11 protein-coding genes are annotated in these 13169 nt (G+C 35.1%); all 11 read right to left on the bottom strand.

Translation table 11 applies throughout. The features are described from left to right. On the bottom strand, nt 1-2010 hold the full coding sequence (locus ACTHOQ_RS13105; protein WP_440496597.1) for a sulfatase-like hydrolase/transferase: 2010 nt from the start codon (nt 2008-2010) through the stop codon (nt 1-3). A gap of 757 nt (nt 2011-2767) precedes the next feature. Next, nucleotides 2768-3892: a UDP-4-amino-4,6-dideoxy-N-acetyl-beta-L-altrosamine transaminase gene (gene pseC, locus ACTHOQ_RS13100; protein ID WP_440496596.1), complete on the bottom strand. Its 1125-nt coding sequence runs from the start codon at nt 3890-3892 to the stop codon at nt 2768-2770. Further along, nucleotides 3889-4935 carry a pseudaminic acid synthase gene (gene pseI, locus ACTHOQ_RS13095; protein WP_440496595.1) on the bottom strand — a complete coding sequence of 349 codons (1047 nt, stop codon included), beginning with the start codon at nt 4933-4935 and terminating at the stop codon, nt 3889-3891. Before pseI ends, pseC begins: the two co-directional genes overlap by 4 nt. After that, entirely contained in the window at nt 4932-5888 is a 957-nt protein-coding gene (gene pseG, locus ACTHOQ_RS13090; protein WP_440496594.1) for a UDP-2,4-diacetamido-2,4,6-trideoxy-beta-L-altropyranose hydrolase, read from the bottom strand. The genes pseI and pseG overlap by 4 nt, the downstream gene beginning before the upstream one ends. After that, entirely contained in the window at nt 5889-6611 is a 723-nt protein-coding gene (locus tag ACTHOQ_RS13085; protein WP_440496593.1) for a cytidylyltransferase domain-containing protein, read from the bottom strand. 11 nt (nt 6612-6622) lie between these two features. Beyond that, nucleotides 6623-7168, bottom strand: coding sequence for a UDP-4-amino-4,6-dideoxy-N-acetyl-beta-L-altrosamine N-acetyltransferase (gene pseH, locus ACTHOQ_RS13080; RefSeq protein ID WP_440496592.1), 546 nt, complete (start codon nt 7166-7168; stop codon nt 6623-6625). Between the two features lie 138 nt (nt 7169-7306). Further along, nucleotides 7307-8278: a UDP-N-acetylglucosamine 4,6-dehydratase (inverting) gene (gene pseB, locus ACTHOQ_RS13075; protein WP_440496591.1), complete on the bottom strand. Its 972-nt coding sequence runs from the start codon at nt 8276-8278 to the stop codon at nt 7307-7309. Nucleotides 8279-8378: 100 nt separating this feature from the next. Continuing rightward, nucleotides 8379-9521: a motility associated factor glycosyltransferase family protein gene (locus tag ACTHOQ_RS13070; protein WP_440496590.1), complete on the bottom strand. Its 1143-nt coding sequence runs from the start codon at nt 9519-9521 to the stop codon at nt 8379-8381. Between the two features lie 49 nt (nt 9522-9570). Next, entirely contained in the window at nt 9571-9915 is a 345-nt protein-coding gene (locus tag ACTHOQ_RS13065) for a DUF8042 domain-containing protein (RefSeq protein ID WP_440496589.1), read from the bottom strand. Further along, nucleotides 9881-11611 (bottom strand): motility associated factor glycosyltransferase family protein, encoded by a 1731-nt coding sequence (locus ACTHOQ_RS13060; protein WP_440496588.1) that lies wholly within the window; start codon nt 11609-11611, stop codon nt 9881-9883. Before ACTHOQ_RS13060 ends, ACTHOQ_RS13065 begins: the two co-directional genes overlap by 35 nt. Nucleotides 11612-11702: 91 nt before the next feature. Further along, complete coding sequence (locus ACTHOQ_RS13055; RefSeq protein ID WP_440496587.1) at nt 11703-12515, bottom strand: flagellin N-terminal helical domain-containing protein; 813 nt, start codon at nt 12513-12515, stop codon at nt 11703-11705. Nucleotides 12516-13169: the final 654 nt, after the last annotated feature.

The raw sequence follows: 13169 nt of genomic DNA, 5'->3' as shown, positions 1-13169 counted from the left end.
TTAAATTTGCATTTTCATCGCACGTTGAATAACCATATTACAATATTTCGTTAACTTTTCATCATATTGCATAGATACATCTTCATTTGTTTTCAAATCGATTAGTTGCGCCTCAAAATCTTCCATTTCTACTGTACCGTTCCCTGTAACATTTGACTTTGTTCGAAATCTAAAAATATGTTGATCATCTGTAATAGCTACTAAATAAGGTTGATCTGGGTGTATTGTTTCAGTAATAGCTATGTCACGCCCTTTGCCACCGAAGTCTTTTAAAACAACACCCTCATGACTATTTAGTTCAACATTAGCCATTTTGGCGATTGTTGGAAAGATATCGATAATTGAACATAATTCATTACTACATTTCTGCTGTATTTTTCCACCCGTCAACATAAACGGCACCTTTCTTCTATACTCATGCAAAAGAAAATCATCCTGACTTAAATAAGTTTGACCATGATCAGATACTAAAGCTACTATCATTTTATCTTTATGAAAGCTTGAACTAAGGTAATTATAGAGAGTCGATAGATGTAAGTCTACTCGTCTTAGCTCAGCTTCATATTTTTTAATCTTATGAGGGTCGTAGGAAGTTAAGACGGATGTAGTACCTAAATTTTTATTTTGTCGATATTTCGCTGATACATTTACTTGACTCATTAAATCGTTATTTATTTCATCCGCTACATCATGTAAATCAGGTAAACTTATCCACAAAAAGTGATTATTACTTTTAAATGTCTCTAAATACTCGATAGTTTCCATAACAACTTCTCCAGCTGTAAAACCACCAGCATAATTTTGATACAAAACCCTGTCCATTCCTTCTAAATATCCATAGGTTGGAGTAGTACGCCAATCATTGTTGATTTGGGTTGTCATATAACCACTATTTTTGAAGTATTTTGTAAATAAATCATTATTTTGGTTTAATTCAAAATGATTGGAAGGGTGATATAAACCATGATTAAGAGTAGTTTTGCCAGTATACATACTTGCAAGACATGGCAAAGTCCAATCACCTGTTGTATAGCAATTATTATTTATATAGCCATTTGAAAAAAAGTTATATGTATATGGCATTAATCTCTGCAAATTTCCCTCTATTACGTTATTTGACAATCCATCCACAAAAATAGTTATAATGACTTGTGTTGATTTTAGTTCAGGTGTTAAATTAATAGGTTTTGCCATAAAAAAGGGCTTTTCAGATGATACTTTATATTTACCTACATCAGAGAATGTAAAGTAATTAAATTGATTCGGATTCAATACGCCTTTGGAGAAATGATAATTTTCTTTTGGTCCTTCAACCATAATATCATCATATTGTTCAAAAAATGCTATAGGTATTGTCGTCTCATTATCGATTTCAAAATAGAACGAGTCGTTTGTTTTTCCTTGTAATAATTCTGTTTTAAAAAAGTAACGTGAATTTGAATCGACATCTTTAATCCCCATAGATTTATACATTTCCGTAAAGTATTCATTATCAGATGAATCTTTTGTAATTTTCTTTACAAGACTTTCATTAAAACGATTAATTGGGTATGTCCTTTCATCCCCTTCTTTGAGAATTCTCTGAGTAAAATCTAAGGCTGAACGAAATTGTTCAGGTGATAGCGTAGAATTCTCTTTTAATATCTCTATTGTTTGATTTAGTTGTTTTGTTGCTTCTTCACGATCTCTATTACTACCTGCTATTTTCACACACCTTGCAAATAACCATAAACTTTCAAGTTGTTTATGAACAGCACTTTTTAAAGATGCTAAATTATATAATATTTCAAATGAAAATGGAAAATCTTTTGTAGCACCTTCTAATAATGTAATTCCTTTTTGATGCTCTCCGATTAAATAATAATAATTAGCAAAAAGTGCGTAATACGATTCATTTCTTATATTTAATTCATCTAGCCTCTTCTTCGCTTCCATAAATAAACCTTCACTTAAAAGATTTATAATCTCCTGCTTATTTTTTTTAAAAGCTACAATTTGCTTGTTCTTCAAATATATCACTCTCTCCGTATATTTATACAATTCCAATCGTATTATTTAAATCTAAAACATCAAAAATACTATTAATCGCTTCTTCCTTTTGAGTTTTTAATAAATACGTATCAAGTTGTAGTCTTTCAATCGTTTCTCTTGCCTCATCATTTTCAGTGTTACATAACTAGCTGCATCCGAAACAAGATAAACTAATACTCCTGCCATTTCCTCTAATAGAATACGGTTACTATAGTTTTATTTAAATGTATCATTTTGATCACTTTCAACACCACCAAGGGTAATTGTATTTGCACCTGGTGCATGGAGTCAATTAGATTATTAGGTAAGGGAATTTTATAAAGAACCTTGATTTTTTTGTTGAGCCTTCCCATTAGAAATGAAGGTTTTTATGCGTACCATTGAATTTTTTGATAAATCGTTTTTTGCATCTCGAGGTAGTTCACAAACACTTCCATCCAAATCGAAAAATGATCACTTCCAGCAACAGTTTTAGCAATTTGTTGTTGTAAAATTAGATTATCTGGTTGACTTATAAAATCAGCCAATGTTTCAGACGTAATACTACAAGCCTCATTCCTTGAAAGTCAGCGTATATCAGCTTTAGTAGGAGAGGGGTGGGTCTCTAACCAACATTATGATAAGTGAACTAATGCACTTTTATTTCCCTCACCCTCTAACATTTTATCAAAATTCATTCCCTTTATAAGAATTAATGTAAAAAAGTCTATTTGCTATTCGCTTCAAGAACCCACACTTATCCAATTTTCTCTTTTAAAATTTGAATAACTCTAGCTATATCTTCATTTGTTAATCCCGGATGTATCGGCAATGTCAACGCCTTTTCATACCAAGCTTCCGCTACAGGACATAGCCCCTTGTCATACCCTAGCTCTTGATAATAAGGATGCCAATAGACCGGGATATAATGTACATGCACCCCAATATTTGCAGCACGCATTGCATCAAACATCTGCCTACGGTCGGCATTTTCTAATTGAATCATATACAAATGCCAGCCTGATTCTGTTTGCTCAAGTTGTTTTGGTAAAATAATTCCTGTAACACCTTGTAAAGCTTCTGTATACAATTTTGCTAATTCTTGACGTCGATCAATAAATGTATCAAGTTTTTTCATTTGTGAAACACCAAGAGCTGCTTGTAAATCCGTCATACGATAGTTATATCCAAGATCTGTCATTTCGTAATACCAGCCACCTTTTTCTTGTGAATAAGGGACTTGCTCGATACCATGACTACGGAATTTTAATAATTTATTATAATAATGCACATCATTTGTTACAATAATGCCACCTTCACCCGTAGTAACAGGCTTAACTGGATGAAAACTAAACATGGTCATATGAGCTGTTGTGCCTACTTTACGACCTTTATATGTTGCACCTAAAGAATGCGCGCCGTCTTCTATCACAACTAAATTATGTTCGCTGGCAATATCCATAATTTCATCCATATCTACTGGCTGACCTGTGAAATCAACTGGAATAATTGCTTTTGTTTTTTTAGTAAGGTTGGCGCGGATTTGCATTGGGTCAATATTGTATGTTTCTGCATCAATATCGGCAAATACAACTGTCCCCCCAACATAGCGTACACAGTTTGCACTTGCCGCAAAAGTGATTGGGGACGTAATTACTTCATCACCTTCACCAATTCCAGCTGCATAGCAAGCTCCGTGCAATGCTGCTGTTCCATTACAAAAGGCAACAGCGTATTTTACCCCTACATAATCTGCAATTGCTTGTTCGAATTCTGCAATTTTAGGTCCCTGTGTTAAATTAGGCGAACGTAATGTGTCGATCACTGCTTGAATATCTTCTTCGTCCAAACTTTGGCGACCATATGAAATAAATTCACTCATAGTAATAACTCCCAACTAAGTGGTGTACCTTTTTGTACATCTTGTTTAATCGCTTTGCCTAACACTAAATAGTAGTATTTTGTTGGTAAACCTAAACCTGGGCGAACATTGCGTAAGTTTTCAATCGTTAAAATATCGCCAGCCTTTAAATCTTCTCCAATATAAAGTGAGCGGCGGAATTTTGTTGAATCCATCTCTGCATCTGTCGGACCGTATGAGACATTACCTAAGCTTTGCCATGCACGCTCTGTTTCTTCCACAAGCATTTTTAGTTCATGCGGCTCCATTGAAAATGATGAATCAACACCACCATCTGCACGAGAAGTTGTAAAATGCTTTTCAATTACAGTCGCACCAAGTGTAACAGCGGCAACGGAAACACCAACCCCCATTGTATGATCCGACAAACCGATTTCTGTGCCGAATAGCTCGCGCATATGTGGAATTGTCGCCAAATTCGAATTCGCCGGTGTTGCTGGATATGTGCTTGTGCATTTTAATAAAATTAGCTGGTCATTTCCTTCTGCACGAAATGCGCTTACTGCCTCGTCTATTTCAGCAACTGTTGCCATTCCTGTAGAAATAATCGTTGGTTTCCCTGTACGTGCTACCTTGCGAATTAACGGTAAGTCCACATTTTCAAATGAAGCGATTTTATACGCTGGCACATCTAGTGTTTCTAAAAAGTCGACCGCTGTTTCATCAAATGGTGAGCTAAATGCAAGTAAGCCTAACTCATTCGCCTTATCAAAAATTGCCTTATGCCATTCCCACGGTGTGTAGGCTTCTTTATATAAGTTATAAAGCGAATTACCCTTCCAAAGACTGGCATCATCTTGAATGAAAAATTCACCCGTATGTACGTCCAAAGTAATCGTATCCGGGGTATATGTTTGTAGCTTTAATGCATCCACACCCGCCTCAGCGGCTAGCTCTACTAAATGTAATGCGCGCTCTAATGACTGATTGTGATTGCCAGACATTTCTGCAATAATAAACGGTTTTTTATGCTGTCCAATTTCTCTTCGTCTAATTTTTATCATTTTATCAACTCCAAAATTTCCTGTAGCCATGCATTTGGCTGTTTTGTTGCTGTGAGCTTAAGACCTTTTCTGCTCATCTCGCCGATTTGTATATTACTTAACAGTGTTTTATAGGTTTCAACTTTCACTTGATCGTGCCAGCCTAGGTTTTTAACAACACCAAGTGTATGTGCAAATTCAGTCGTACTCCTTTGATTATCGGCTACAATTGTCGCACTTGAAGGGAGCCCCACATAACAGCGCTCCCACGTTGTAGCACCACCTGCTCCAATGGCAAAATCGGCCTGCTGCATAAGCTCTGCCATATAATTAATTTGGCAATGGTAATGATAGCCACGCTCCTGACAAATCAGTTCAATTCGCTGTTTTACTGGATTACCGTTTCCTACAATTACGTCCACATGTAAAAAGTTAAAGTACTGTAATGCCTGTAAAATCTTCATTGTTTCATTTGTCGGATCTGTTCCGCCCATAAAAATAAGTAGGCGCTCGATATTATCGTTTCTCGTTCTTACATTTTGTCTTGCCTCCACGAACTCATCACGCATCACCAAGTATTTTGGTCCGAGTAATTTCACACAGGTTGCAGGAACTAATCCTTCATAACGTGTGTCATAATTAGGCACAATATTTTGATCAAGTAATAAATCACACTCATGCTCACGTGCTAAATCATCAATCACTACAATTTTCTTCGCAAATGAACGAATTGATTGCTCCCATTCTTTTCCAAGCTGATAATGATCAATAATGTACAAATCCGCCTGTTGTCGTTCTGTCAGATTATGAAATCCTTCTGTCTTTACAAATTCAATTAAATTTCCTTCTAACGGCTCCATCCAAAACTGCACATGACAGCCGTCATCTCGCAGCTTTTTGGCAACCGTTAAACAACGCATAACATGACCACTACCAATTTGAACGGACGCATCCGCTCGAATAATTACATTCACTTATATCACCGGCTTTTGTTCAATATGTGCATTTAATTTGGCAATTTGAGGATTGGCTTTTAAAAACTCAATAACCTCTACACTCGATATTAATGGATTATTAAAATGCTTTGATACTTCAGTAATTAATTGATAATCTTCTTCCGTATCAAGCGTAATTCGCAATTCTGGTGCTTGGCGATTATTAGGTATTTTATATGTAATCGCTTCGAACTGCTCTTTAAATTCATAGGCATAATACGTTACATGCTCTCGATGTCGTGGCTCTTGACCTACTTCGTGAATGCGTAATAATGCTGAGTACGAGATAATTTCTACAGCCAATCCACGTGGGAGCTCACCATCTAATAAAATGATATCCTTTTGTTCCTTATGCATCAGTTCGACCATTTCTGTCGCCATTTCATAATCGACAAATGGGCAATCTGAAGTGACACGCATGACATAATCAGGCTTGTACATTTTCGCACATTGGACATAACGATCAAGTACATCATCCTCCGAGCCACGTAAATAAGCGACCTGATGTGCCTCACACCAAGCTGCAATCGCGTCGTCCTGTGGCAAGGAGCTTGTTACTACAATTACCTCAGTCACTCCTTGAATTGCACGACAACGTTCAATATCATATGTTAAAACGTCTACATTTCCTAGTGGTTTTAAGATTTTTTCTGGCAAGCGGGAGGAACCCATTCTTGCTTGGATAATTGCAATTGTGTTCATAGCATCACTTCCTATTTAAACAATTCTTTCTCTAATTCTATCTTTTTTTGTACCCATTCATCTTTCAAAATACTAAATAAATATACATCATAATAATTATTTTCTTTTAAAATATGATTTCGAAGTATTCCATCTTGTCTAAATCCTACTTTTTCATGAAACTTCAAACTAATTTGATTATAACCCAGCACTTCCGCACATATTTTTCTAACTTTTACCTCTTCAAATAAATAACATAGCATTTTATAAGCCAATAGCTTCCCCATTCCTTTTGGTGCATCAGATTCACCGATATAAAATCCCCATTCCCCAACGCTCGATTGTAGATTTGTAAATTTAAAATTAGCTATCCCATACGGTTTACCATTATAGTAAAGTATTTTAAATATTTTCGAATTATCCTTAGATATCGAGTCAAACCAATTCAAATGTTCTTTCCAACCTAATAAATCACTGTTATACATTACTTCTCGGACATGTGGCTGATTTCTCCATTTATAAATCAGCTCCAAATGTTCATGTGCCATATCAATAAAATCGGATAAATGCTGTTTCATAATCTATGCCACCCAAAACTTTATTTTAAAATAAATTTCTCTAATACTATTATCGGTACAATGTTGCCCTTCTTCAATTTATATAGACCTTGAACAAAAATGCACCCTTATCCACTAAATTTGATAAGGGTGCATTTTTTACATTTGTTCTACTAAAGGCTTCAATTGCTCAATCGTCAACCACTCTGTATTATTATCACTAGTATAAGCAAAACCTTCAGGTAAAGGCTTCCCTTGACCATCATTACCTTTATCCCACCAAGAAAGTTCTGGTAAAATTGCATAATAAGTATCAAATTCTAACGTATGGCGTGCATCATCTTCCATAATCATCGCCTCATGTAACTTTTCGCCTGGGCGAATGCCTACAATGTTCGTTTCACATTCTGGTGCGATGGCCTTTGCCAAATCCATAATGTTCATACTTGGGATTTTTGGCACAAAAATTTCGCCACCCTGCATGCGCTCTAGGTTATCGAGCACAAATTGAACCCCATGCTCTAACGTAATCCAGAAGCGTGTCATACGCTCATCTGTAATTGGCACTACGCCTGTTTCGCGAATTTTTTTGAAGAACGGTACAACACTTCCACGACTTCCAACTACATTGCCATAGCGCACAACAGCAAAACGTGTTTTCTTTTCCCCAACATATGCATTAGCTGCTACAAATAATTTATCCGAAGCTAGTTTTGTTGCACCATATAAGTTTACTGGCGAGCATGCTTTATCAGTAGAAAGTGCAATCACTTTTTCTACACCGCTATCAATTGCAGCCTCAACTATATTTTGCGCACCGTGAATATTCGTTTTTATTGCCTCGAATGGATTATATTCACAAGCATCTACATGCTTCATCGCTGCTGCGTGAATAACGATATCTACCCCATCAAACGCACGATATAAACGATCTTTATCACGTACATCTCCAATAAAGAAGCGGACTCGTTCATCTTGAATTTCTTGTTTCATTTCATATTGCTTTAGTTCATCACGGCTAAAGACAATGATTTTCTTTACGCCTAATGTTAAAGCTTTTTTAATAAATTTCTTACCGAAAGAGCCTGTACCGCCCGTAACTAATACAACTTTATCTTCCAACAAATTCATCTAACTTTCTCCTCACGTGTATGTACATTTATTCCTATACTATTATATCGGTGAAAGTATAGTTTTGTGTACAAAAAACTAATCGCTATTTATATAACGATTAGTTTATAATTTTATAAAATTGTTGTTCGTAAATAAGTGGTGCTCCTATAACCTTTGCTCCCTTTACTGCTGTATTATAAACTTTAAGGGGGGTATCTTCCACTTTTTGTTCAAACCAGCGCAAATAAATTTGTAAATTAGGAACTGTACTTATCATACTTCCGTCATTTGCCTGTACTTGCAAACGGCTTTCCTCTGAAACTGTTTTACCTGATGTCGAATCAGATGCATGGGTTTCATTCCCGGTATAACCTAAATCTTGGCCAAATAATACGACTGATTCATAGCCAAGTGTTTCAATTAAACTAAAGGTAATTGTTGCTACAGATCCACCAGTTTCTAACAGCGGCAAATTGGCTTGTCTGGCTAATAATTCAGCATCTTTATAACCTTGCTGACATAGCATATATCTTCTCCCCCTATGAGATGCAATAGCCTTATAATTAGCAGTTGATAAATAATACAAATCCCCATTGAAATTTGTGCCTTCTAATTGCTCTGTAATATTGTCTTGTGCATCAGAAATAACTGCAGCTCTTGGTACTATACCCATAGCGATTATCTTTTTTAATGCCGATCCAACTACATAGATATCTACTTGCTCACTGACTTTCTTTAGCCAATAAATTGTCTCGTTTAATGAAGGACCTGAAGCAACAAGACAGGCAATGTTACTTGTTCTAAGTGGGTACGGTGAATAATCATTTAGTTTAATATTTTCACCAAAATTCTTCGCCATTTGAAGTTCAAAGCGCTTATAAGATAGTTGATTGACTTTGATTGTATCTAACAAGGCATACAGTGCATGCTGTTCACCTATTGCTTTTAGCCACACATTAGGGAGAAGCAGTTGTACACTTTCATGTAATTCTACACCTATTAAATCATTCTTTATTTGAATATTCGGCTGCTGCCACCATTTATCTTTATTATGTAGCTTAAATAGCTCATACTCTTTTTTTTCAAAATAATATACTATTATTAGCTTGTTTTCTGCTACTGCACTTAGTGCTTTCAAATGATAACCTAACCCCAAGCCTATCAACACATAGCTGTCAACTTGTAAATCCACCACAGTGTTTATCCAGCGTAAGGCATCATCACTTGGACGATATTTACTATAGATGGCAATATCATTCAACTGTAATGTCGCTTCACTATTTCTCGCTGTACTAACGGACCAGTGCAAATTACTGCACCGGTCCTTCAGCTAGCGCTACTTCCTCAAAAAACGGTGCGATTTCATATTCAAACATATCTGCAACGAGCACATAATCCTGTTTTTCTAATCCTTCGTTAACTTCAATTAAAAACTCTTGAATTTGTTCAATATTTAACTCAGCCTTTGCACCATTTTGTTTCATAAGTTCACTAGCATGCGATAGCCATAAAACCCCTTCTGAAAAATCTTTAATTGCCATTAAAGCATCATTTAAATTATCTTCTCGTAAATTATTTGCAATATACATAGCGCCTGTAGGTACATTTTTAATATAAGCGTTATAACTTACTAGTACTTCCTGTAGTTCTGTCATCTACTAACACCTCTTTATATTGAATTTTAGCTAATGTTGTTCTAGTATAATCTCTGGACTTTTGTACTGCACTTAGAAGTTTAGAATATAGCGTTATATTTTGCTCATATACTCTTTGATATGCTAGTGCAGGAGTTTCTTCTTTTGGAGGTTGAAAGTTTCGCATAACTTCCATCGTAATAGGGTCGACAATACGGTCCATCATAATACTTTTATAAAGACCTTTTACTTTCACATCAATTTTATCAAGTTTTTTTAATATAGATGATGAAAATTTTAGTTCAGATTTATTTTCACCTAATATATTTAAAGCCTTTTGCAATTGTTCTTCCAATGAATTATAGTTATTAATCTCAGAAACTAGGAAGCAGTGTAGTTTATCAAGTATGTTCTTCTTGTTTGTATAAAGTTCCTGCATTATCTTATATTCATAGTCATCAACATGCTCTTCACAGAATGATAAAAACGATTTTTGTGGAACTCCTTCTATTTTGCTACCACCCTCGGTGCAATTATAAATGCTATATTTATCATTTAATAATTTGTATATTTTTTCGAATGTCTTACGCATGGAATGGAAACTATAATCAGTATACACCTTATCCCCATAGTATCCTTCCACCTTAAAGGCTTTTTTCTTCATAAGGAAATTTTCATTAATCTCGCTATAAAATTTATTATTGTCAGCATGAGATTGGTTATTTGTATATGCTAAATCCTGCCCAATTAAAGCTACTGGTCCTGATGAAATATAAGTTGCTATATGCAAAGCAGAATTAGCAACAGTCCCACCACCATAGACTAAAGGTAGTTGAACATCTACCCCTTTTTCAATATGTTGCTGTGTCTCTTGCTCTCCAGAAAATAAAAAACCATACATATTGCCTCTAAACTCTTCTTGAATTTTATAGTGACTACTCATGGAATAAATTAGCTTTGTCTTACCTGTATTAATATTTTTGAAGTGCTGATAGTTAGCATCTCCACCATCTATTGAGACAACATAGTCAGGTTCAATATCAGCTGCTAATAATGAATTAATAGTAGATCCAGCAGCTATAATAATAACTTTATTAGCAATTTTTTTTAATTGAGGAAGTTGCTTTGTAAGAGACGGTCCTCCTGAAGCTAAAACGACAGGACACGTATATCTATTTTTCAATTCTATTAAAGTAGCTCCTTTTCCTAAAGCCATAAGATTACGTATATAGTTCTCCTGCCACATTTCACTAAAGAAGTGAATGGTATTTTGATTAACTATATTTTCATACTGCATATCTTTTACTAACTTCAGTACTTTTTCATATTCCTCTTCAAAAATCTTATTATAGTTAGGTGAGCATATCACTTTAATTTTTGTATCATAATTTTTTACCTTCTCATTTATATGGTGCTCTAAATCTTTTAAATTATTTAATACAATAAAATTATCTAGTGTAGTCAGTATAGGTAGTATACTTTTCTCTGGTTCATATACTATTAATTGTTTTTTATTAAGTCTATTTGCTAAAGCTTCTGCAATATATCCGTTGCCATATCCAAATAAGATATGAGTAAATTGATAGTCTACTTCTTTTTCAGCAATTTTTTCCGCTTCTCTTTTCGGATCGTATTTACTATGTAATAGGTAACCATTTATCATCACTGTAGTCATACCGGATTTTGTTTGTATATATTCTATTTTACTATTGCTCATCTGCTCACCTCCTTATCTATATCGGTTATTATAATTAAACATAAAGAAAAGCTCTCTAAAAAGAGAGCTTTTCTTTATAAAACTTCAAAAATTATCCTAATAATTGAAGAACGCCTTGTGGTTGTTGGTTAGCTTGCGCAAGCATCGATTGTGCTGCTTGCATTAAGATGTTGTTCTTTGTGAAACCCATCATCTCTTTCGCCATATCTGTGTCACGGATACGTGATTCAGCAGCTGTTAAGTTTTCAGATGTTGCACCTAAGTTGTTAATAGTATGCTCTAAACGGTTTTGAATTGCACCAAGTGCAGAACGTTGTGTAGATACTGACTCTAAAGCAGTGTTAATTGTAGTAATAGCACCGTCAGCATCAGCTTGATTTGTAATTTTGATTGCATTAACTGATAACGCTGCAGCATCCATTGAAGCAACATCAATTGTAATATTTTGTCCTGAGTTAGCACCGATGTGGAATTTCATACCTGAGAAAGTACCATCTAAAAGGTTTTGAGTATTAAACTCAGTGTTAGTTGCGATACGTGTAATTTCTGAAGCTAATGCATCAATTTCTTTTTGTAACGCTTGACGATCTGTTGATACGTTTGTATCGTTAGAAGATTGTACTGCTAATTCACGCATACGTTGTAAAATAGCATGTGTTTCGTTAAGAGCACCCTCAGCAGTTTGGATTAAAGAGATACCATCTTGTGCGTTTTTAGTAGCCATGTCTAAACCACGGATTTGTCCGCGCATTTTTTCAGAGATTGCTAAACCAGCAGCGTCATCGCCAGCACGGTTGATTTTGTAACCTGAAGATAATTTCTCAAGGTTTTTGTTTGCTTGAGTGTTGTTGAAAGAAAGATTACGGTGTGTGTTTAAAGCTGAAATGTTATGTTGAATTCTCATTTGGAATTCCTCCTTGAATTTTTTATATTTTATGACCCACGTCCTTGTGGGAAAGCTCGGCTTCGGCTAGTACCTCTGCCTTACACTATATATATCGTAGTTAGTTTTAAATGTTTAATAGTTTTTTTTAAAAAATTTTATAATTTTTTTCTATCAGTCTAAAAGTTGTAAACCTTCCTGTGGCTTCTTGTTTGTCTGGGCTAGCAACATGTTGATAACGCGCGTCCTGCGTGTGTTGTCTCAGTGGATACATCTTCCATTTATCGAATCTATGAAATAACCGATTATGTATAATTTATTCAATTTCTTTTTTCTATCATTAATTGAATTACTCTCATTATATAGACTTTGCTTTTTGTGAAAAACAATGCGTAAGGTGATGGTTTTCGGCTCTTGTCAGTACACTATGCAACTTCAGGTCTTACCAATTTCAAAACGGTAAAAACATTGCCAGCAATTCGAAATCCCAGCTAACATTTTTACCTACCTGATCAAAAATCGCAAAATCCTCGTTCCAGCAGAATCGGTACACAACATATTTTAAAATAAGCGCCAATTAAGGAGTAAGAACCTAAAAGACCCCCTCTGTTAGGATAGATGTCGTACCGAGCTAACGTGATATGATTAAGTAAAATACACGGAGGTCGAGACGAA

This window comes from Solibacillus silvestris (assembly GCF_051967575.1).
Classification (GTDB): Bacteria; Bacillota; Bacilli; order Bacillales_A; family Planococcaceae; genus Solibacillus; species Solibacillus silvestris_B.
The sequence above is the reverse complement of the archived record's forward strand: the minus strand, read 5'-3'. Positions and strand labels throughout refer to the sequence as shown.

What these genes read in the sequence shown, in the direction of transcription:
- ACTHOQ_RS13085 (WP_440496593.1), bottom strand. Translation starts at nt 6,611, where the DNA reads ATGAACACAATTGCAATTATCCAAGCAAGAATGGGTTCCTCCCGCTTG.
- pseB (WP_440496591.1), bottom strand. Translation starts at nt 8,278, where the DNA reads ATGAATTTGTTGGAAGATAAAGTTGTATTAGTTACGGGCGGTACAGGC.
- pseC (WP_440496596.1), bottom strand. Translation starts at nt 3,892, where the DNA reads ATGAGTGAATTTATTTCATATGGTCGCCAAAGTTTGGACGAAGAAGAT.
- pseI (WP_440496595.1), bottom strand. Translation starts at nt 4,935, where the DNA reads ATGATAAAAATTAGACGAAGAGAAATTGGACAGCATAAAAAACCGTTT.
- ACTHOQ_RS13065 (WP_440496589.1), bottom strand. Translation starts at nt 9,915, where the DNA reads ATGACAGAACTACAGGAAGTACTAGTAAGTTATAACGCTTATATTAAA.
- pseH (WP_440496592.1), bottom strand. Translation starts at nt 7,168, where the DNA reads ATGAAACAGCATTTATCCGATTTTATTGATATGGCACATGAACATTTG.
- ACTHOQ_RS13055 (WP_440496587.1), bottom strand. Translation starts at nt 12,515, where the DNA reads ATGAGAATTCAACATAACATTTCAGCTTTAAACACACACCGTAATCTT.
- ACTHOQ_RS13060 (WP_440496588.1), bottom strand. Translation starts at nt 11,611, where the DNA reads ATGAGCAATAGTAAAATAGAATATATACAAACAAAATCCGGTATGACT.